The sequence below is a fragment of the Streptomyces collinus Tu 365 genome (assembly GCF_000444875.1).
Lineage (GTDB): Bacteria > Actinomycetota > Actinomycetes > Streptomycetales > Streptomycetaceae > Streptomyces > Streptomyces collinus_A.
This window is the reverse complement of record NC_021985.1, coordinates 4,734,957-4,756,739: the sequence shown is the minus strand read 5'-3', so window position 1 is coordinate 4,756,739 and position 21,783 is coordinate 4,734,957. Positions and strand designations below refer to the sequence as shown.

General features: G+C 73.0%; 13 protein-coding genes, 1 tRNA gene and 1 riboswitch. Of the genes, 2 read left to right on the top strand and 12 right to left on the bottom strand.

All coding sequences use genetic code 11. The annotated features are described in order from the left end of the window. Positions 1 to 422 precede the first annotated feature (422 nt). Positions 423 to 1,316, bottom strand: coding sequence for a glycosyltransferase family 2 protein (locus B446_RS20640; protein WP_043476135.1), 894 nt, complete (start codon positions 1,314 to 1,316; stop codon positions 423 to 425). Between the two features lie 392 nt (positions 1,317 to 1,708). Between B446_RS20640 and B446_RS20635 the strand changes: the two genes are divergently transcribed. Next, complete coding sequence (locus B446_RS20635) at positions 1,709 to 2,857, top strand: PQQ-dependent sugar dehydrogenase (protein WP_078614924.1); 1,149 nt, start codon at positions 1,709 to 1,711, stop codon at positions 2,855 to 2,857. A 77-nt stretch (positions 2,858 to 2,934) separates the two neighbouring features. Here B446_RS20635 and B446_RS20630 read toward each other — a convergent pair whose 3' ends face one another. Next, on the bottom strand, positions 2,935 to 4,056 hold the full coding sequence (locus B446_RS20630; protein ID WP_020941379.1) for a HoxN/HupN/NixA family nickel/cobalt transporter: 1,122 nt from the start codon (positions 4,054 to 4,056) through the stop codon (positions 2,935 to 2,937). Between the two features lie 26 nt (positions 4,057 to 4,082). Then, a riboswitch (cobalamin riboswitch) is annotated at positions 4,083 to 4,271 on the bottom strand. A gap of 147 nt (positions 4,272 to 4,418) precedes the next feature. Between B446_RS20630 and B446_RS20625 the strand changes: the two genes are divergently transcribed. After that, positions 4,419 to 4,985, top strand: coding sequence for a hypothetical protein (locus B446_RS20625; RefSeq protein WP_020941378.1), 567 nt, complete (start codon positions 4,419 to 4,421; stop codon positions 4,983 to 4,985). Between the two features lie 15 nt (positions 4,986 to 5,000). Here B446_RS20625 and B446_RS20620 read toward each other — a convergent pair whose 3' ends face one another. The 10 genes from B446_RS20620 to B446_RS20575 all read right to left on the bottom strand — a co-directional run bounded on the left by B446_RS20620 (position 5,001) and on the right by B446_RS20575 (position 21,756). Then, positions 5,001 to 5,471, bottom strand: a complete 471-nt coding sequence (locus tag B446_RS20620; protein ID WP_020941377.1) for a hypothetical protein — start codon at positions 5,469 to 5,471, stop codon at positions 5,001 to 5,003. Positions 5,472 to 5,530: 59 nt separating this feature from the next. After that, positions 5,531 to 5,607, bottom strand: a tRNA-Thr gene (locus B446_RS20615). A gap of 106 nt (positions 5,608 to 5,713) precedes the next feature. Continuing rightward, on the bottom strand, positions 5,714 to 7,330 hold the full coding sequence (locus tag B446_RS20610; protein ID WP_020941376.1) for an alpha/beta hydrolase: 1,617 nt from the start codon (positions 7,328 to 7,330) through the stop codon (positions 5,714 to 5,716). A 96-nt stretch (positions 7,331 to 7,426) separates the two neighbouring features. Then, positions 7,427 to 8,641, bottom strand: a complete 1,215-nt coding sequence (locus tag B446_RS20605; RefSeq protein WP_020941375.1) for a DNA polymerase III subunit delta' — start codon at positions 8,639 to 8,641, stop codon at positions 7,427 to 7,429. Between the two features lie 256 nt (positions 8,642 to 8,897). Continuing rightward, positions 8,898 to 12,245 carry a dTMP kinase gene (gene tmk, locus B446_RS20600; RefSeq protein WP_043476132.1) on the bottom strand — a complete coding sequence of 1,116 codons (3,348 nt, stop codon included), beginning with the start codon at positions 12,243 to 12,245 and terminating at the stop codon, positions 8,898 to 8,900. A 170-nt stretch (positions 12,246 to 12,415) separates the two neighbouring features. Next, positions 12,416 to 15,247 (bottom strand): type I DNA topoisomerase, encoded by a 2,832-nt coding sequence (gene topA, locus B446_RS20595; protein WP_020941373.1) that lies wholly within the window; start codon positions 15,245 to 15,247, stop codon positions 12,416 to 12,418. A gap of 257 nt (positions 15,248 to 15,504) precedes the next feature. Then, positions 15,505 to 15,702 (bottom strand): hypothetical protein, encoded by a 198-nt coding sequence (locus tag B446_RS20590; protein ID WP_020941372.1) that lies wholly within the window; start codon positions 15,700 to 15,702, stop codon positions 15,505 to 15,507. A 315-nt stretch (positions 15,703 to 16,017) separates the two neighbouring features. Further along, positions 16,018 to 17,538, bottom strand: a complete 1,521-nt coding sequence (locus B446_RS20585) for a N5-glutamine methyltransferase family protein (RefSeq protein ID WP_020941371.1) — start codon at positions 17,536 to 17,538, stop codon at positions 16,018 to 16,020. Between the two features lie 978 nt (positions 17,539 to 18,516). Further along, complete coding sequence (locus B446_RS20580) at positions 18,517 to 19,125, bottom strand: hypothetical protein (protein ID WP_020941370.1); 609 nt, start codon at positions 19,123 to 19,125, stop codon at positions 18,517 to 18,519. 225 nt (positions 19,126 to 19,350) lie between these two features. Next, a complete protein-coding gene (locus tag B446_RS20575; RefSeq protein WP_043476128.1) occupies positions 19,351 to 21,756 on the bottom strand; it encodes a sodium-translocating pyrophosphatase in 2,406 nt (801 codons plus the stop codon). Positions 21,757 to 21,783 lie beyond the last annotated feature (27 nt).

The window sequence follows — 21,783 nt, the reverse complement described above, 5'->3', positions numbered from 1 at the left end:
CCCGCCGCGCGGCGGGTGTCCCCCCGCCGTTCCCTGCGTTCCCTGCGTTCCCTGGCGGAATTCCGCCCCGTCCACCACAGTTTCCCGCCACCGTGCATCTGCCGGTCGCGACCGGATTCCGTTAGGGTTCCGGCTGCCGTCCCCCGCCGTCCGGCGACTTCCGGCCACCCGGCCCACGACCTGCGGACGAACCGTTGGCCACATGTTAGCGATCCGTTGGTGAGCCCTGATGTGATCCTTTCATCGGATCCGGTCCGACGGCGCGCGCGTCATGACGCGTAACTCGGGGGAGTGTCGCCGCAGGTCGGGTCCGGGGACGTAGGAGGACCCCGGTCGTCGGAGGTGAACGACCGGGGTCCTGTCCCGTACCCGCGTCCCGTGCGCCGGTACCGAACCCGCGCCCCGCTCGCCCCGCCGTCCGCTCAGATCACGGGCGGCCGTCCGAGCCGGGTCAGCCGCCACACCGTCCGCCAGCGCATGGGCCGCCGCTCGCCCGCCGGCTCCCGCAGCCCCTCCGCGAACCCGCCGAACCAGGCCCGCAGTCCGGCCGCGGACCGGGTACGGGCGAGGGTGAGCAGCAGCCACACGCCGAGGTGCACCGGGATCAGCGGCAGGGGCAGCCGGCGCCGCGCGAGCCAGACCCGGTTGCGGGCGTTGACGCGGTAGTAGATCGCGTGCCGGGCCGGCGAGGTCCTGGGGTGCCGCAGGAGCAGCTCCGGGGCGTAAAGGATCTTCCAGCCGGCATCGGCGGCCCGCCAGGCGAGGTCGGTCTCCTCGTGCGCGAAGAAGAACTCGGCGGGCCAGTCACCGGTCTCGGCCAGCATCGCCATGCGGAGGGCGTGGCCGCCGCCGAGGAAGCAGGTGACGTAACCGCCGCGCATCGGATCGGACTTGCCGACCCGGGGCACGTGCCGCTGCTGGGTCTCGCCGTGCTCGTCGGCGATCCGGAAGCCGACGATGCCGAGGCGCGGGTCGGCGGTGTACAGGTCGCGCACCCGGCGCAGCACGTCGGCGTCGGCGAGCAGCCCGTCGTCGTCCAGTTCGACCACGACGTCGACGTCGCCGTACGCGCGGAGCCGGGCCAGGGCCACGTTGCGCCCGCCCGGGCAGCCCAGGTTCTCCTCGACGTCGACGGTGGTGACCTCACCCGGCAGGGACAGCCGGTGGGCGTACTCGGGCAGCCGGCAGCCGTTGCCGACGATCACGATCCGGGCGGGGGCGACGTCCTGTTTGGCCACGGACTCCAGCAGGGCGTCGACCTCGGCGGGCCGGTTGCCCATGGTCACCACGGCGACCGCGATCCTCGGCTCCACCACGTCCCTCACCCCGTCCGGGCTGTGGCTGCACCGGCGTCCGGACCGCGCGGCGCTCGCCGTTCACCAAGATGTTGCCTCAGCGGCGGGGGTTCACCTGACGTGGATTCACTTTGCAGCCCCTTTGCTGTGCTTTTGTCCCCTCGCGGTCCATTCTCGCCCAGCAGATGGGTCAACCCGGGTGGCTGCCGCGTCGAGAGGACACCAATACTCCTGGCAGGAGTGCGGGACCCCTTGCCACGCTTCGGCCCGGCCCTTCCCATGAGGCCTCACCCGGCGGAGCCGCATTGCGCTACTCCTGGCCCCTCACGCTCTCCCCCGGCCGTCCGTTCCTCCGCTTCCTCCGCTCGGGGAACGCCGCGGTCTCCTCCCCCCACGACAGGAAAGGCATCGACATGTCACGTTTGGCGCAGCAGGTGCTGCATCGAGTCCGTCCGGGTGTCACGGCGGCCGCCGCCGTCACCGCCGCGCTGACCGCGGCCCTGCTCCAGGCGCCGGGCGCGGCCGCGCAGCCGGCGTCCGCCGGCGGGCCCGATGGCCACGGTGACGTCCGGCAGGGCGGTGCGCCGTCGGGCATCAGCACCCTGGCCGGCAAGTGGACGTTCCCGTGGGGGATGTCCTTCCTGCCGAAGACGGCGAAGGCGCTGGTGACCGAGCGGTACACGTCCGCGGTGTGGCTGCAGAAGTCCGACGGCGGCAGGAAGAAGGTGGGCACGGTCCCGAACACCGTCGCCGACGACGGCGACGCCACCACCGCGAGCGGCGGGCTGCTGGGCGTGGCGGTCCCGCCGACCTGGAACGGCACGACGGACAAGGACGTGTTCTTCGTCCACACGACCGCCACCGGCACCCGGGTCGTGAAGATGCGCTTCGACGGCACCTCGCTCAGCGGGTACACCGTCGTGCTCGGCGGCATCAAGTTCCACTCGGACCACAACGGCGGCGCCATCGCCTTCGGGCCCGACGGATACCTGTACGTCACCACCGGCGACGCCCTGGACAAGACGACCCCGCAGGACAAGAACTCGCTCAACGGCAAGATTTTGCGCATCACCAGGACCGGCGCCGCGGCACCGGGCAACCCCTTCGGCAACCGGGTGTACAGCTACGGCCACCGCAACGCGGAGGGCCTCGCCTGGGACTCCCGGGGCCGGCTGTGGGAGGTCGAGATCGGCGGCTCCCAGTGGGACGAGCTGAACCTCGTCGAGAAGGGCGGCAACTACGGCTGGCCGGCCTGCGAGGGCAAGTGCTCCACCGCGGGGATGAAGAACCCGAAGTCGGTCTGGAAGCCGGAGGCGGGGGGCGTGCCCTCGCAGATCGCGATCGTCAACGACGTCATCTACGTCTCCACGCTGCGCGGCGAGCGGCTGTGGCGGCTGCCGATCGACGCGACCGGCAAGGCGGTCGGCACGGCGACGTCCTACTACAGCGGCGCCTACGGCCGCCTCCGGGCGCTGGCCAAGGTGCCGGGCGCGGACCAGCTGTGGCTGGGGTCGAGCAACGGCCCTGGCCAGGACGCCATCTACAAGATCGACATCCGCTGAGCCCCCCTCTCCCCCGGGCCCCCCGGGCCCCCTCGGGCCGGACGCGCACGCCGGCCCGGGGGCGGGCCGTACGGGGGTCAGCCGGTGTCGGCGGCGCGAGCCGTCCAGCGCTCCTCGGCCCTGGCCAGCCGCCAGTAGCCGACGGCCACGGCCCAGACGACCACGAACAGGCCGACGATGACGTAGCCGACGTTGTCCAGGTCCAGTCCCGCTATCCAGCCGGTGACCCCGTCGTCCAGGCCGAGCTTGTCGTGCAGGACGCCGACCAGCTCGATCGTGCCGACGAAGAAGGCGACCGCGATGGACAGGCCGGTGATGGTGAGGTTGTAGAAGACCTTGCGCACCGGGTTGGAGAACGCCCACTGGTACGCGAAGTTCATGAAGGTCCCGTCGAGGGTGTCGAACAGGCTCATGCCGGCCGCGAACAGCAACGGAAGGCACAGCACCGCGTACCACGGCAGCCCGGCGGCGGCCCCGTTGCCGGCCAGGGCGAGGAGCAGGACCTCCGTCGTCGTGTCGAAGCCGATCCCGAAGAGGAAGCCGAGCGGGAACATCTGCCCGGGCCGGCGGATGGACCGGGTGAGCCGGCCGAGCAGCCGGTTCATGAAGCCCCGCGCGTCGAGGTGGGCCTCCAGCGCGGCCTCGTCGTAGTGCCCGGACCGCATCGCCCTGAAGACCCGCACGATGCCCACCAGGGCCACGAGGTTGAGCGCGGCGATCAGGTACAGGAAGGAGCCGGAGACCGTGGTGCCGACGGTGCCGAGCACCTGGTGGGTCCGGGAGCCGTCGTTCATCAGGGTGCCGGCGAGCTTGGCGCCGCCCGCGACCAGCGCGGCCATGAGGACCACCACGCTGGAGTGGCCGAGCGCGAACCAGAAGCCGACCGACACCGGCCGCTTGCCGTCGGCCATCAGCTTGCGGGTGGTGTTGTCGATCGCGGCTATGTGGTCCGCGTCGAAGGCGTGCCGCATGCCGAGCGTGTACGCCGTGACACCCAGTCCGATCCCGAACGCCTGGGTGTTGACCTCGTAGTGACGCGGGATCACGAGCAGGAACAGGATCCCGAACGCGACCACGTGCAGCGCGACGATCACGGCGAGGAGGCCGGCCGTCCGGACGGTGTCCTCGCGGCGCCACCGGAAGGTCGGGGTGGCGGCGGGCCGGGGCCCGCTCTCGGGCACGCCTGTGGGCACGGTCATACGGTCACGCTCCAGCACCTCGTGGATCAGCTTCGTGATGCCGTGGCCGGTCTCCTGGCTGACGGGTCGACGCGCCCGCCCCTGCCTTCCCGGCCGTGCGGCCAGTGGCGTCCAGGGGGCGGGAACTTCCCGATCACAGTGGCGAGGGCCGCTCCGGACTGCGCCCCTGAGGGCGGTCACCGGTCTTCCCGAGCACCACGGCCCGTTCACCCTAGAAGGACGCCAGCGCCCGCGGCAAGGCGGCCCCGGGAGGCCGCGGCGCCCCCGACCTCTCGTCCAGCTCAGGAAATGCGCGATGGCCCGCGGTCCGCCCCGGGCCGCTGACATGATCCGGGCGACCACGGAAGAACGGGGAACCAGTCATGACCCTCCGCACCCACGCCGCCCTGGCCCTCGCGTGCGCCGCCCTGCCCACCGGCTGCGCCACCGCCCACACCACCGCCACCGGCAAGCCACCACGCACCGCCGTGCCGTCCATGCCGAGCCCGGCAACGGGCACGGCGGGAACGGTTCCGGCAGGAATGGCCACGGCGGGCACGACCTCGGCGGGCACCGGCCCCACCACGACGCCCACGGCCCCCACGGGCACGTCGGCCGCCCGTCCCCTGTTCCGCCGGGCACCGGAACTGGACCCGGACGACATCCTCGTCGGCCGCCAGGAGCCGATCACGGGCAGCGCGAGTTTCGCCTACACCGGGGGCAGGAAGGGGGACACCCTGATCCTGGCCGTCCGCTGCCAGGGCGAGGGCGGCGTCGAGGTCACGGTGCACCCCGTGCACGTCGCCTTCCCGCTGCGATGCCCCGCCGACCGGGCCGACACCGTCCACCACGAGGTACGCGTCACCGGAACGGCCCGCGGCGGCACCGCCTCCGTGCAGGCACCCCCAACGGTCCGCTGGTCGATGACCATCGGCCGCACGAGGCCCTGAGCCGGAAGCGTCGTGTCAGCCGGCCCACGCCTCACTGTGCCGGTGCCGCCCCAGCCCCACGGCCGAGAACTCGTCCTCCCCGGCGGTCGCGACCACGCCCAGCCTCCGCAGCGCCTGGGAGACCGGACTGCCGTCAGGCGCGAACGGCTGCCCCTCGTCGAGATGAAGCGGCCCCAGCACCAGGGCCCCGCCGTCCCACACGGCGGCCCGCTGCTCCCCCACGCCGCCGAAGTAGTCGGCCTCCACGTAGGCCACCGGCCCGTCGGCCGACCAGGCGGCGAGGGTGTGCTCGAACCCTCCCGGCAACCGCCGGAATCCCGGGGCGCGCTCAAGGCTGCCGCCCGTGATCGCGTCGAACAGGGTGTCCGTCATCGGTATGAGAACCAGCCCCTGCCCGATCGACGCGGGCCGGGCGGCGGGGAGCTCTCTCGCCGCGGCGCTCAGCGCCTCACCGTCACCGATCACGGCGTACAGGTCGTACCCCATCCCCCGGCCCCCTCGAACGAAAAAGCCCAGCCAGGACAGTGTCCGGGCTGGGCTTCGAATGGAGCCGCTTTCGGGATTCGAACCCGAGACCTACGCATTACGAGTGCGTTGCTCTGGCCATCTGAGCTAAAGCGGCGCGCTGCCCGCACTATGGTGCGATCGGCAACGTCGGTAAGTCTACACAGTTTCGCGGGGTGCTTCGTACCGGCCCCGGAGGCGGGGGTGCCGGGGCCGGTCGGGGGTCAGGTGCAGCGCTTGCCGGGGGGCGGCGGGGTGCCGTGGAGCAGGTAGGTGTCGATCGCCGAGTCGATGCAGGAGCTGCCCCGGCCGTAGGCGGTGTGGCCGTCGCCGACGTACGTCAGCAGGCGCCCCGAGGAGAGCTGGTGGGCGAGGGACTGGGCCCACGGGTAGGGGGTCGCCGGGTCGCGGGTGGTGCCGACCACGACGATCGGCGCGGCCCCCTCGGCCTCGATCCGGTGCGGCTTGCCGGTGGCGTGCACCGGCCAGTACGCGCAGTTCAGGGAGGCCCAGGCCAGGCCTTCACCGAAGACCGGCGAAGCCTTCTCGAACTCCGGGAGCGCCTGCTTCACCTGCTCGGGGTTCGCGAAGGCGGACGGCAGGTCCAGGCAGTTCACGGCCGCGTTGGCCATCATCAGGTTGCTGTAGCCGCCCTTGGCGTCACGTTCGTAGTAGCTGTCGGACAGGGCCAGCAGGCCGGCGCCGTCGTTGTCCTTCATCGCCGAGGTCAGCGCCCCGCGCAACTGCCCCCAGGCCGCCTGGTCGTACATCGCCGCGATCACCCCCGTGGTGGCCAGCGACTCGCCCAGCTTGCGGCCGCTCGCGTCGCCCGCCGGGATCGGGTGGGCGTCCAGCTTGCGGAAGAAGGCCTTGAGGTGGTCTCCGACCTGCGCGGGCGTGGTGCCCTTGCCGCCGAGCGGGCAGTCGGCATGGCGCACGCAGTCCTTCGCGAACGCCTGGAACGCCGTCTCGAACCCCGCCGTCTGACCGAGGTTGAGCCGGCGGGCGTCGAGCGACGGGTCCATCGCCCCGTCCAGCACCAGCCGGCCCACCCGGTGCGGGAACAGTCCCGCGTACGTCGCGCCGAGGAAGGTGCCGTACGACGCGCCCACGTAGTTGAGCTTGGGGTCTCCGAGCAGCGCGCGCAGGATGTCCATGTCCCGCGCCGCCTCGACGGTGGACACGTGCCGCAGCAGCCGCGCCGAGTGCGCGCCGCAGCTCTCCGCGAACTTCTTGTACTGCCCGATCAGCGCGTCCGTCTCCCGCTGGTCGTCGGGCGTGGTGTCGGTCTCGGTGTACGTGTCCATCTGCCGGCCGGTGAGGCATTCGACGGGCTCGCTGCGGGCGACGCCGCGCGGGTCCATCGCGACCATGTCGTAGCGCGCGCGGATCTCGGCCGGGTAGCCGATCCCGGCGTACTGCTGGAGGTAGCCGATCGCCGAGCCGCCCGGGCCGCCCGGGTTGACCAGCAGCGAGCCGATCGGCTTCGCCTTGCCGGTGGCGTGCTTGCGGGCGACGGCGAGCCGGATGTCACCCGCGTCGGGCTTGGCGTAGTCCAGCGGGGCCTTCATCGTGGCGCACTGGAATCCGGAGACTCCGCAGTCGTGCCACTGCAGGTGCTGGTGGTAGTACGACGACAGCGCCGACGGCGTGGAACTCGGCAGCGCGGCCAGCGCCGCCTCCGCCGCACCGCGGGCCGACGTGCTCGGGCTCCCGGCGGAGCAGGCGGACACGAGCAGCGCTGCGGCGGCGATCAGGGTGCCCGCGGCGCGCGGTGCCGCCCGGTGACGGCCGCGGGTCCGGGGGCGGCGGGTCCGGCGAGGGGAAGGCCAGGTCTGCATCAGGCGAGCGTAACGCTGTGCGATGGAACAGATGCGGTGCGTGCGGGCCGACGCCTCGTACGGGGGACGCGGTCCGTCAACCACCGTACGCCCGGCTCACCCCGCCCGCAGGGCCATCGTCATCGCCTCCACCGCCAGCAGCGGCGCCACGTTGCGGTCCAGGGCCTCGCGGCAGGCAGCGATCGCCTCGATGCGGCGCAGCGTGGACTCGGGCGTGCTGCCCCGGGCCAGCCGGTCCAGGGCGGCCTCGGAGTCGGCGGTGTCGGCGTTGGCGATCGCCACACGCGAGCCGAGCTGGAGGGCGAGGACGTCGCGGTAGAAGCCGGTCAGGTCGCCGAGCGCGACGTCCAGGCTGTCGCGCTGGGTCCGGGTCCGGCGGCGCTTCTGCATCTCCTCCAGGTCCTTCATCACGCCCGCCGTGCCGCGCGGCATCCGGCCGCCCTGGACCGCGCCCAGCGCCGCCTTCAGCTCGTCGGTCTCCTTGCCGTCCATCTCCTCGGCGAGTTGCTTGGCGTCCTCGGCGGCCGCGTCGACCAGTTCCTGCGCCGCCCGGAGACAGGCGCCCACCTCGTCCAGGCGCAGCGGGAGTCTGAGCACGGCGGCGCGGCGCTCGCGGGCCGCCGGATCGGTGGCCAGGCGGCGGGCCCGGTCCACGTGGCCCTGGGTGGCGCGCGCGGCGGACGCCGCCACCTCGGGTTCGATGCCGTCGCGCCGTACGAGCATGTCGGCGACCGCGGCCACGGACGGCGTGGTCAGGTTCAGGTGCCGGCAGCGGGAGCGGATCGTGGGCAGGACGTCCTCGACGGAGGGGGCGCACAGCAGCCAGACCGTGCGCGGCGCCGGTTCCTCCACCGCCTTGAGGACGGCGTTGGCCGACTTCTCGTTGAGCCGCTCGGCGTCCTCGACCAGGATGATCTGCCAGCGGCCGTTCGCGGGCGCGGTGAACGACTTGCGGACGGTGTCCCGCATGTCCTTGACCAGGATCTCGGCGCCGACGGCGGCGACCGTGGTGACGTCCGCGTGGGTGCCGAGCAGCGCGGTGTGACAGCCGTCGCAGAAGCCGCAGCCGGGGGAACCGCCGAGAGCGCGGTCGGGGCTCACGCACTGCAGGGCGGCGGCGAAGGCCCGGGCCGCCTGGTTGCGGCCCGCTCCGGGCGGTCCCGTGAACAGCCAGGCATGGGTCATCTTCGACGCCTCGGGCAGCGGTTGGGCCGCCGAGGCGGCCGTGACCAGGGCGTCGGCGTCCCGCGCTGCGGCGTCGAGCACCGCGCTCACCTTCTCCTGCCCGACGAGGTCGTCCCACACGGTCATGGGTCACGCCGCCCTTCCGTCACGTTCCGCGTTCCGGATCCATTGTGCGGGTGCGCACTGACAGCCCGGACGGGCACCGACGAGGAGCGGGCGGGCGACAGCGGTGAGCGCCGGACGACGGCAGCGCCGATCACGGCAGCGGTGAGTGACGACGGCGGCGCCGATCACCGCAGGCGGCGAAGACGACGGCGGCGCCCGCCGGACCCCCCGGGGGGTCCGGCGGGCGCCGCCCTGCACGCCGTGCGGGTGTGCGCGCTCAGCCGCGGCGGCCGCGTCCCCGGCCCCGGCGGCCGCGGTCCTCACCGGAGTCACCCTGCTCCTGGCGCTCCGGGAACTCGCGCTCGCCGTACGACCCCAGCAGTTCGTCCGCCAGGCTGGGCAGGTCGTCCAGCGGGGTCTCCTCGGCCCAGTCGGGGCGGGGCCTGCGGCGAGGCGTGCCGTCGGCGTCCAGCTGGGGCATCTCGCGCGTACGGTCCTCGGAGCCGTCGGGGCCGGCCGCGGGCCGCTCGTCGCGGAAGAAGCCGGGCGGCACCCGGTCGCCCGAGGCGGCGTTCCGTACCGGCGGCAGCACGGCGGTCTCGTCGGCGGCGCCCGGGGGCACCGGCGGCAGGACGGCCGTCTCGTCCGCGGACACGGGCGGCAGCACGGCGGTCTCGTCGGCCGCGCCCGAAGGCACCGGCGGCAGGACGGCCGTCTCGTCCGCCGCGCCGGGAGCGGGCGGCTGGGGGAGCTCGGCCGTCACCTCGGAGTCGCGGCCGGGCCCGGACGAACCCGCGCCGTCGGCCCGCTCCTCGCGCACCGGACGCAGCACGGCGGTCTCGTCGGTCCCGGGGGACACGACCGGCGTCGGCACCGTCTCGTCGAAGCCCGCCGCCGCGGCGGGGGTCGGCCGGGCCGCCGCCTGCGGGTTCACGCTCGGCGCCTTGGGCCGCGGGGTGCTGGGCCTGCGGGCCGCCTCGTCGGCGGCCGCCGCGGCCTCGGCCGCCTGCCGTCGGGCCTCCTCGGCGCGCAGCAGGGCTTCCTCGGCCTTGCGCTGCTTCTCCAGGCGCCGCGCCTCCTCCTCGGCGCGGAGCCGGGCCTGCCGTGCCTCTTCCTCGGCGCGCAGCCGTGCCTCTTCCTCGGCCTGCTTGCGCCGCCGCTCCTCCTCGGCCTTGCGGCGGGCCTCCTCCTCGGCCCGGGCCTGCTCCTCGGCGAGCAGCCGCTGCCGCTCCTCCTCGGCGCGCCGGCGCGCTTCCTCGGCCCGCTGCCGGGCCTCCTCCGCCTGCCGTTCGGCCTCGCGGCGCTGCGCCTCCTCCAGCTCGCGGCGCTTGCGCTCCTCCTCCTCGGCGCGGAGCTTGGCGAGCTGTTCCTGGCGCTCACGCTCCAGGCGCTCCTCCTCGGCCTTGCGCGCGGCCTCCTCCTCGGCCTTGCGGCGGGCCTCCTCCTCGGCCTTCCTGCGCGCTTCCTCCTGGGCCTTGATCTCGGCCTCGGAGAGCGGCAGCACGGTGTCGAGACGGTGCCGGATGACGGTGGTGACGGCCTCGGGCTCCTGCCCGGCGTCCACCACCAGGTAGCGGCCGGGGTCGGAGGCGGCGAGGGTGAGGAAACCGGCCCGTACGCGCGCGTGGAACTCGGCCGGCTCCGACTCCAGCCGGTCCGGCGCCTCGGTGAACCGCTCGCGCGCGGCCTCCGGGGAGACGTCCAGCAGGACGGTCAGGTGCGGGACGAGCCCGTCGGTCGCCCAGCGGTTGATGCGGGCGATCTCGGTCGGGGACAGGTCACGGCCCGCGCCCTGGTAGGCGACGGACGAGTCGATGTACCGGTCGGAGATGACGACCGCGCCGCGCTCCAGGGCGGGGCGTACGACGGTGTCGACGTGCTCGGCCCGGTCGGCCGCGTACAGCAGCGCCTCCGCGCGGTGCGACAGGCCGGCCGAGGACACGTCCAGCAGGATCGAGCGCAGCCGCTTGCCCACGGGGGTGGCCCCGGGCTCGCGGGTGAGCACGACCTCGTGGCCTTTGGCGCGGATCCAGTCGGCGAGCGCCTCGGCCTGGGTGGACTTGCCGGCTCCGTCGCCGCCCTCCAGGGCGATGAAGAAGCCGTTCGTCGCCGGGGCCGTGTCCGGGTCGTCGCCGCCGAGCAGCGCGTCCCTGAGGTCCTGCCGCAGCGGGATGCCGGAGCGGTCGTCCACCTTGGCGAGCACCAGCGCGGCCACCGGCAGCAGCAGCGCGCCGACCAGCATCAGGGTGAAGGAGGCACCGCCGTGCGCGAAGACGAAGCGGCCGTTCTCCATCCGGTGCCGGCCGATCAGGCCGGCGACCACGGGGGCGATCACGGTGCCCAGCGCCACGAAGACGCGCACCACCGCGTGCAGGTGCTCGGTGACCCGCGCCCGGCGGTACTCCTCGGTCTCCTGGTCCAGCAGGGCGTGCCCGGTGTTGGCGGCCACGCCTGCGGCGATGCCGGCCAGCGTGACGATCAGCAGGACGGTGGTGACGTCCGGGACGAGGCCGGCGGCGAGCAGGGCGATGCCGGTGAAGGCGATCGCGAGGGCGAGCAGCCGGCGGCGGGAGAGCGAGGGCAGCACCGAGGGCGCCGTGCGGATGCCGACGGCGACCCCGCCGGTCAGGCCGAGGACCAGCAGGCCGTAGAGCACCGGGCCGCCGCCCAGGTCGGTGGCGTGCAGCACGCACACCGAGACAGCGGCGGCGATGGCTCCGGCCACGGCGGCGCAGGCCGGTACGAGCAGCGGGATCGCGCCGGTACGTCCCTTGTCGACGCCGGTGCCGGTGCGCGGGCGGCGCAGGCCCTCCAGCGGGGACCGCGGGCGCGGGGTGCTCCGGCCGGGCAGGTCCAGAGCGGCCAGCACGGACAGGGACGCGGCGAAGAGTCCCGCCGCCACGTAGGCGGCGAGGGCCGCGTGGTGCTGGTCGAACCAGGCGACGCCGGTGGCGAGCAGGTTGTTGAGCAGTGCGGCCACCACGAGCGCGGCGGCCGCCAGCGGGACGGCCAGGAAGCCGGTGCGCAGCGAGAGGCGGCGCAGGGCGTCCAGGTGGTCCGGCAGCGGGCGCACCGTGGCGCCCTCCAGGGGCGGGACGGGCAGCAGGGCGGGCGCCGCGCTCTCCCGGCACACCGTCCACAGCCGCTCGGCGACGCCGACGACGAAGGCGGTGACCAGCAGGATCGCGAGCGCGTTGGCCGGGCTCCAGTCGATCCACAGCGGCGCGACGATCAGCAGCGCGGCCCGCAGGCCGTCGGCGCCGACCATGGTCCAGCGGCGGTCGAGCGGGCCCTCGGGGGCGGTGAGCGCGGTCAGCGGACCGAGCAGGACCGCGCCGAAGAGCAGGGTGGCGAGGATGCGCGCGGCGAAGACCGTCGCCACTGCGAACGCCACGCCGCGGTAGCCGCCGCCGAAGGAACCCTCGGCGACGGCGGCCTGGAGGACGAGGAGGACCAGCACGAGGAGCGCGAGGGCGTCACCGACGCCGCTCACGAGCTGTGCGCTCCACAGGCGCCTCAACTCCGGTCGGCGCAGCAGGGAACGGACTGCCCGTTCGCGGGAGTCCGCGACCAGGGCGTCGTCCGGTGCTGTGGTGGGGGCCGTTGGCTGCTCGGCTCGCGTCATGCGTTCAGCCTATCCGCAGGATCCGACACCACACCCAGGCCGCCCGGACGTCCGCGCGCCCCGACACCAAAGTGATGCCGGGGCGTTCGTTTCGCGAAGCCGGGGCGCGGACCGAGGTACGCATCCACGTGCGGCCCGGGGTAGGGGCCGTCCGCTGGTCCGACGGGGTGTCAGTCCTCGGTGCCGGACGCCGTGGCCTTCGAAGCCGTCGCCTTCTTGGCGGTGGTCTTCTTGGCCGTGGTCTTCTTCGCGGCGGCGGTCGTCTTCTTCGCCGCCGTCTTCTTGGCGGCGGTCTTCTTCGCCGGGGCGGCCTTCTTGGCCGGGGCCTTCTTCGCCGTCTTCTTGGCGGGCCCCTTCGCGCGCTTCTCCGCGAGCAGCTCGAAGCCGCGCTCCGGTGTGATCGTTTCCACACTGTCGCCGGAGCGCAGGGTGGCGTTGGACTCGCCGTCGGTGACGTACGGGCCGAAGCGGCCGTCCTTGACCACGACCGGCTTGCCCGACACCGGGTCCTCGCCGAGCTCCTTCAGCGGCGGCTTCGCGGCGGCGCGGCCACGCTGCTTCGGCTGGGCGTAGATCGCCTGCGCCTCCTCCAGGGTGATCGTGAAGATCTGGTCCTCGGCCTGGAGCGAGCGCGAGTCCGTGCCCTTCTTCAGGTACGGGCCGTAGCGGCCGTTCTGAGCGGTGATCTCCACGCCGTCGGCGTCGGTGCCGACGACACGCGGCAGCGACATCAGCTTCAGCGCGTCGTCGAGGGTCACCGTGTCCAGCGCCATGGACTTGAAGAGGGAGGCCGTGCGCGGCTTGACCGCGTTCTTGCCGGTCTTCGGGGTGCCCTCGGGGAGGATCTCGGTGACGTACGGGCCGTAGCGGCCGTCCTTGGCGACGATCTGGTGGCCGGTGGCCGGGTCGGCGCCCAGCTCGAAGTCGCCGCTGGGCTTGGCCAGCAGTTCCTCGGCCAGCTCGACGCTCAGCTCGTCGGGCGCCAGGTCGTCCGGGATGTCGGCGCGCTGGTGCTGCTCGGTGTCCTTCTCGCCGCGCTCGATGTAGGGGCCGTAGCGGCCGACGCGGAGCACGATGTCGTTGCCCACCGGGAACGAGGACACCTCGCGGGCGTCGATCGCGCCCAGGTCGGTGACCAGTTCCTTGAGGCCGCCGAGGTGGTCCCCGTCGCCGTTGCCGGCGTCCGCCGCCGCGCCGGTGACGTTGCCCTCGCCGAAGTAGAAGCGCTTCAGCCACGGCACGGCCTGCGCCTCGCCGCGGGCGATGCGGTCGAGGTCGTCCTCCATCCTGGCCGTGAAGTCGTAGTCGACGAGCCGGCCGAAGTGCTTCTCCAGCAGGTTGACCACGGCGAAGGAGAGGAAGGACGGCACCAGGGCCGTGCCCTTCTTGAAGACGTAGCCGCGGTCGAGGATCGTGCCGATGATCGACGCGTACGTCGACGGGCGGCCGATCTCGCGCTCTTCCAGCTCCTTGACCAGGGAGGCCTCGGTGTAGCGGGCCGGGGGCTTGGTGGCGTGGCCGTCGACCGTGATCTCCTCGGCGGACAGCGGGTCGCCCTCGGCGACCTGCGGCAGCCGGCGCTCGCGGTCGTCCAGCTCGGCGTTCGGGTCGTCGGCACCCTCGACGTAGGCCTTCAGGAAGCCGTGGAAGGTGATCGTCTTGCCGGAGGCGCTGAACTCGACGTCCCGGCCGTCGGCCGCGGTGCCACCGATCTTCACGGTGACGGAGTTGCCCGTCGCGTCCTTCATCTGGGAGGCGACGGTCCGCTTCCAGATCAGCTCGTAGAGCTTGAACTGGTCGCCGGTCAGGCCGGTCTCCGCCGGGGTGCGGAAACGATCACCCGAGGGGCGGATCGCCTCGTGCGCCTCCTGGGCGTTCTTGACCTTCCCGGCGTACGTGCGCGGCTGGGGCGGCAGGTAGTCGGCGCCGTACAGCTGCGTGACCTGGGCGCGGGCCGCCGCGATGGCGGTCTCGCTCAGCGTCGTGGAGTCCGTACGCATGTACGTGATGTAGCCGTTCTCGTACAGCTTCTGGGCCACCTGCATGGTGGCCTTCGCGCCGAAGCCGAGCTTGCGGCTGGCCTCCTGCTGCAGCGTCGTCGTACGGAACGGGGCGTACGGCGAGCGGCGGTACGGCTTGGACTCGACCGAGCGCACGGAGAAGCGGGTGTTCTCCAGGGCCGCGGCGAGGGCGCGGGCGTTCGCCTCGTCGAGGTGGAGGGTGTTCGCGCTCTTGATCTGCCCGAGGGAGTCGAAGTCGCGGCCCTGCGCGACGCGCCGGCCGTCGACGGTCTGCAGGCGCGCGACGAGGGACGACGGGTCGCTCGAATCACCCGCGCGGCCGGTGCCGAAGGTGCCGGTCAGATCCCAGTACTCGGCGGAGCGGAACGCGATGCGCTCGCGTTCCCGCTCGACGACGAGCCGGGTGGCGACGGACTGGACACGGCCGGCCGACAGGCGCGGCATGACCTTCTTCCACAGGACCGGCGAGACCTCGTAGCCGTAGAGGCGGTCGAGGATGCGGCGGGTCTCCTGGGCGTCGACCAGCTTCTGGTTGAGCTGGCGCGGGTTGGCGACGGCCTCGCGGATCGCGTCCTTGGTGATCTCGTGGAAGACCATCCGCTTGACGGGGATCTTGGGCTTGAGGACCTCCTGGAGGTGCCAGGCGATCGCCTCGCCCTCCCGGTCCTCATCGGTGGCGAGGAACAGCTCGTCGGAGTCCTTCAGCAGGTCCTTGAGCTTCTTGACCTGCGCCTTCTTGTCGGCGTTGACCACATAGATCGGCTGGAAGTCGTGTTCGACGTCCACACCGAGGCGGCGGACCTCACCGGTGTACTTGTCGGGCACCTCGGCGGCGCCGTTGGGAAGGTCACGGATGTGCCCGACGCTCGCTTCGACTACGTAGCCGGGGCCGAGGTAGCCCTTGATCGTCTTCGCCTTGGCAGGCGACTCGACGATGACGAGTCGGCGGCCGCCCTGTGCGGTCTCGCTGGTCGGGGACAACTTCGCTCTTCTCTCCGGTCGACGCTGTGGCCTCCCCAGGCCTTGGTCCCGGGGTCGCGGCGTGCTTCTGGCTCGTGTGACGCTGCGGAGTGTGACGCTACATCCCGCCCCCGTGTCAAACGGGAAAAGCCCACAACGGCCACTCGAACGGTAACCCGACTACCGGCATTCCTGCCGCCCGGAGTGGGCAGCGTTCCCGCGCCCCCTGTCCGGAGCGTGACGCTCCAATTACCCGTACGGCACGTCGGCCGCCGATGTCAGAGGCGGGTGAGGCAGTACGCGGCGAGGCCGAGCGCGAGGACACCGGCGGCGCCGGCGAGGGCCGCCGATGCGACCTGGTTCACACCGAGGGCGACCGGTTCACCGCGCCGCACGCGCGTGCCGGTCCACACCAGCAGAGCCCCTCCGAACAGGGCGAACACCACTCCCGCGAAGATCGCCGGCCCACTCTCCATGGTTCCGCCCGCCCCTCCAGCGCCGCCGCCCGAACCCAGCGCGGGGAGAGTGGCACGCGCGGGAAACGCACGGGCGACATCAGGGTGAACGGAAGGCCGGCGCGTCACCGAACGGGCACACGAACGGTGCCCGCTCGGCCCCCACCCATATTTTTCCGGCCGATTTGCCGGACCCGGCGCGTTGCGGCCCGTGCCGGTGGCATACGACGACGCTCCGTACCCGGCTGCGAGGGGCCGGGTAGCCGTGCCCGTGCTGCTTCTCACAGACCCACGGGCTCGGAGTGGCGTCATATCCGGGGCACCACGCCCGGTGCGTCACACCTGGGGCTCGAGGAAGCCCTGCTCCACCAGCAGCCGGATCTGCGCGGGCGTGCGGTCGCGCAGCATCACCGGGTCCTCGCCGACGAGCTGGGCGATGGCGTCCAGGATGCGGCCGGCGCTCAGCGTGCCGTCGCACACCCCGGCGAAGCCCGCGCCGACCGTGTCGACCTTGGTGGCGCGGCGCATCCCGCGGTGCTGGCGCAGCACCACGTGCTCCGGGTCCTCGGCGCCGGGCAGCCCGACCTGCTCCTGCACCACCTCGGCGGCCAGCTTGAAGTGGCCTTCGAGCAGCGCCGCGTCGTCGTACTCCCGAAGGTAGTCGAGCCGGTCGAAGTGCGCGCGGATCACCTCACCGAGCGGCTGTTCGACCGGGTGCGGCCACTCCTCGACGGTCACGGAGGGCTCGGCGGCACCGGTCCTGCGCAGGGTGATCCAGCCGAAGCCGACGGCCTTGACCTTGCGCGCCTCGAACTCGTCCAGCCACGCGTCGTACCGCGCCTGGTACTCCGCCGGGTCGCCGCGGTGGTCGCCGGCGTCCCTGAGCCACAGCTCGGCGTACTGCGTGACGTCCTGCACCTCGCGCTGCACGATCCAGGCATCGCACCCGCGCGGCACCCACGACCTGAGCCTGTCCTGCCAGTCCTCCCCCGCGACGTGCTGCCAGTTGGCGAGGAACTGCGCGAACCCGCCCCGGTTCAGCCGTTCCCCCGCCTGCTGAACGAGCGAGCGGCACAGATCGTCCCCGCCCATCCCGCCGTCGCGGTACGTCAGCCGGGCGCCCGGGGAGATCACGAACGGCGGGTTGGACACGATCAGGTCGAAGGTCTCGTCCTGCCTGACCGGCTCGAACAGCGAACCCGTGCGCAGGTCGGCGGCGGGCGCGCCGGAGAGCGCGAGGGTGAGCGCGGTGATGTGCAGCGCGCGCGGGTTGACGTCGGTGGCCGTCACGCGCGTGGCGTGCCGTGAGGCGTGCAGCGCCTGGATGCCGGAGCCGGTGCCGAGGTCCAGCGCCGAGCCGACGGGGGTGCGGACGGTGATGCCGGCGAGGGTGGTGGAGGCGCCGCCGACGCCCAGCACGACCTCCTCGTCGCGCTGCCCGATCCCGCCCGCGCCGCCGACCGCGCAGCCCAGGTCGGACACGATGAACCAGTCCTCCCCTTCGGGTCCGCCGAAGGGCCGCACGTCCACGGTCGCGGCCACCTGGCCGTGCCCCGCCTCGGTGAGCCAGCCGCCCGCCAAGGCCTCGTCGACCGGCAGAACGGCCGCCACGCGCGCGTAGGGCGCCGGTTGCTGGAGCAGGAACAGCCGGACGAGGGTCTCCAGCGGCGTGTCGCCGCGGGTGGCCCGCAGGGCGGGCACGGTCTCGCTGCGGGCCAGCGCCGCGTAGGCGGGCGCGCCGAGCAGATCGAGCAGCCCGTCGGCGGTGAAGGAGGCGGCGAGCAGGGCGTCGCGCAGGCGTGCGGCGACGGCGGGCCGGTCGGTGGCGGGCAGGGGGGCGAGGCCGGTGTCAGTCACGCATCCATTGTGTCCCGCGGGCACCACCGGAGGCCGCCCCGGCACAACGACCCGGCCCGCCGGTGCCGGCCGGCGTGGCCGACGCAGCCGGTCGGCCCAGGCCGGCCATGCCGGTCGGCGTGGCCGGGTCGGCCGGTCGGCGTGGCCGGGCCGGCCGGTCGGCGTGGCCGGGCCGGCCGTCCCGTGTCGGACGGCTCGGCCGTGCCGAATCGCTGGTGCCGACCGGCATGGCCGGCCTGGGCCGCAGCGGTCCGGCCACGTCGCCGGTGAGGACCGCCGGGCGCGGGGCACGGGACAGCACGGCCGGCCCCGGCCCCCGGCCCCAGCCGGCTCGGCCGGGCCTGGTGTGCCGCGCGTATCGGGCAGCGTGATCGGTGCGAACCGCCGGGCACGGGACAGCACGGGCGGATTGGATCCCCGGTTCCCGCCGGCTCGGTCGGCCCTGGTGTGCCCGGGCGGTGGGGCAAGCGGACGGACCGGATCTCCGGTGCCCGCCGACCTGGCCGGGCCGGGCCGCCCGGGTGCCCGGCAAGCGGGGGATGGGATCTCGGGCGTCAGCCGGCCTGGCCGGGCGTGACACGGCCCGGGTGCCGGGCAGCTCGGCGGCTGCAGACCGCCGCTGTGGGTCAGGGCGGCCGAACCGGCCCCCTGGTGCCCGCCGGCTTGGCCGGCCCTGGGCCACCCGGCGGGTGCCGGGCAGCTCGGCCGGTGCGGACCGCCGATGTCGCGGCGGCGAGACCGGACGGGACCGCCGATGTCGCGGCAGCGAGACCGGACGGGACCGCCGATGTCGCGGCCGCGAGGCCGCCGGGGCCGGCAGTGTCGGCCCGCGGGAGCGGGCCTGACCGCCGTCGGTGGCCCCTGCAGGTCGGCACGGCGGCACGGCGTCCGGACCCGACCGCCCATGTCGGCTCACACGGCCGGCGCGGCCCGCCCACGGCGCCGGCCCGCGCGGCCGTCCGGACCGGAGCGCCGGTGTCAGCCGGCCGTCGTGGAGGACGACGCCGTGGCCGACGCGGCCACCTTGCAGCTGGGCTGCTTGGCGATCGCCGCCTGGACGTCACCCTGCTCGAGCCGCTTGAGCGCCTCGGTGCCGTTGTTGCTCTGCTGACCGATGGCCTTCGTCTGGTCGGCGACGTCGTGCAGCCCGCTGGCGAACTTGCCCTGGTCCTTGGTGTCCAGCCCGTCGACCTTCTTCTTCAGGTCGCTGTACGAGGTGGCCAGGCCGTTGAGGTTCTTGGCCGCGTCCTGCTGACGCTTGGCACCGCCCTCGACGCTGGGGGGCGCTCCGGCGCTGCTGATGGCCGCGGCGAGGCCCTTGTAGCCGTCGGCCATGTCCTGGAAGGCCTGCGCGTAGGTCTCCTTGGCCGTCTTGGGCGGCAGGTTGCTGTCGGTGGCGATCTTGGCTATCGACGCGTTCGCCGCCCTGATCTTCGCGTCCTGCGCGGGCACCGCGTCGCACACCTTCTTGGCCCAGGCCACCAGCTTGGGGTCGGGTCCGCTGTCCTTGTTGCTGCTGCTGCATCCCGACAGCGCCACTACCAGTACCGCACCGCCGGACAGCGCGGCCGTGAGCTTCTTGTTCACCGGATTGGTCCCTTCCATGGCTCTCGGCCACCGGAATCTACACGGCGGACCGCTGCCCTCCGTATACCGATCGGCCCATTGGTCTGCTTTTGTGACTCTTCGCACCATGGGAGAGAAGGCTCACGGCATGGCCGGAGCCGCAGCGGACACCCGCACACGAACGGGCGGGCGGCGCGTCAACACGCACCGCCCGCCCGCCCGTTGACCGGACCCTGTACAGAGGGCCTACGAAACCACTGCCGCGTCGGCCGAGTTGGTGACGCGTTCCGCGTTCTCGTCGTCGCCGACCGCGATACCGCGCCGCTTGGACACGTACACGGAGACGATGATCACGAGGAGGGCGAGGATCGCGATCCCGATCCGTACCCCGATGTTCTTGTCGTCGCCGTAGGAGAACTTGATCACCGCGGGCGCGATGAGCAGCGAGACCAGGTTCATGACCTTCAGCAGCGGGTTGATGGCCGGCCCCGCGGTGTCCTTGAACGGGTCGCCGACCGTGTCGCCGATGACCGTGGCGGCGTGGGCCTCGCTGCCCTTGCCGCCGTGGTGGCCGTCCTCCACGAGCTTCTTGGCGTTGTCCCACGCGCCACCGGAGTTGGCGAGGAACACGGCCATGAGCGTGCCCGCGCCGATCGCGCCCGCGAGATAGGAGCCGAGCGCGCCGACGCCGAGGGTGAACCCGATGAAGATGGGCGCCATGACGGCGAGCAGACCGGGCGTGGCCAGCTCCCGCAGGGCGTCCTTGGTGCAGATGTCGACGACCCTGCCGTACTCGGGCGTCTCCGTGTAGTCCATGATCCCGGGCCGCTCACGGAACTGCCGCCGCACCTCGAAGACCACCGAACCGGCCGAGCGCGACACCGCGTTGATCGCGAGTCCGGAGAACAGGAACACGACCGCGGCGCCCGCGATGAGCCCGACCAGGTTGTTCGGCTGCGAGATGTCCAGCGACAGGCTCAGCGGTGAGCCTGGCCCGCTGAGCTTCGCGCCGACGTCCTGGACGTTGGTGGTGATGGCGTCCCGGTACGACCCGAACAGCGCCGACGCCGCGAGAACGGCGGTGGCGATGGCGATGCCCTTGGTGATGGCCTTGGTCGTGTTGCCGACCGCGTCCAGGTTGGTGAGCACCTGGGCGCCGGCGCCCTCGACGTCACCGGACATCTCGGCGATGCCCTGGGCGTTGTCGGAGACCGGCCCGAAGGTGTCCATGGCGACGATCACGCCGACCGTGGTGAGCAGGCCGGTGCCGGCCAGCGCCACCGCGAACAGCGCGAGCATGATCGAGGTGCCGCCGAGCAGGAACGCGCCGTACACGCCGAGCCCGATCAGCAGCGCGGTGTAGACGGCCGACTCCAGGCCCAGCGAGATGCCGGAGAGGACGACGGTGGCCGGGCCCGTGAGGGAGGTCTTGCCGACGTCCCGGACCGGGCGGCGGTTGGTCTCCGTGAAGTAGCCGGTCAGCTGCTGGATCACGGCGGCCAGCAGGATGCCGATGGCGACCGCGACCAGAGCGAGGACGCGCGGGTCGCCGCTCTTGCTCCGGATGGCCGCGTCGGTGACGCCGTCGAGGTCCGCGTACGTCCCCGGCAGGTAGACGAAGACCGCGATCGCGACCAGCGCGAGGGAGATCACCGCGGAGATGAAGAAGCCGCGGTTGATCGCCGTCATGCCGCTGCGGTCGGCTCGCCTCGGCACGACCGCGAAGATGCCGATCATCGCGGTGATCACACCGATGGCGGGCACGAGCAGCGGGAAGGCGAGCCCGGAGTCGCCGAAGGCCGCTTTGCCGAGGATCAGTGCGGCCACCAGGGTGACGGCGTACGACTCGAACAGGTCGGCCGCCATGCCGGCGCAGTCGCCGACGTTGTCGCCCACGTTGTCGGCGATGGTCGCGGCATTGCGCGGGTCGTCCTCCGGAATGCCCTTCTCGACCTTGCCGACCAGGTCGGCGCCGACGTCGGCGGCCTTGGTGAAGATGCCGCCGCCCACACGCATGAACATGGCGATCAGGGCGGCCCCGAGGCCGAAGCCCTCGAGCACCTTCGGCGCGTCGGCCGCGTAGACCAGCACCACGCAGGAGGCGCCCAGCAGGCCGAGCCCCACCGTGAACATGCCGACCACACCGCCCGTGCGAAATGCGATCTTCATCGCGGTGTGCGAGACGGTGGTGAGATCTCTTTCCGGTTCACCGGGTGCCGGAGTGGCTTCCCGGGCCGCTGCTGCGACGCGCACATTGCTGCGCACCGCCAGCCACATGCCGATATAGCCGGTGGCCGCCGAGAACACCGCGCCGATCAAGAAGAACAGTGATCGTCCGGCGCGCTGATTCCAGTCGTCCGCGGGCAGCAGCAGAAGCAGGAAGAAGACGACGACGGCGAATACGCCGAGCGTGCGCAACTGCCGGGCGAGATACGCCTTGGCACCTTCCTGGACCGCCTCGGCGATCTTCTTCATGCCGTCGGTGCCCTCGCCGGCCGCCAGCACCTGGCGCACCAGGATGCCCGCGACCGCGAGCGCGGCCAGGGCGACCACCGCGATCACCGCCACGATGATCCGGTTGTCGTCGGTCAGGACCGCTGCCGCGAGTGTTGTGGGGTGACCCAACTGCTGAGGGGTAGAAAGCCCCGCCATTCGTCCTCCTTGACGCTTGGGCTGAGC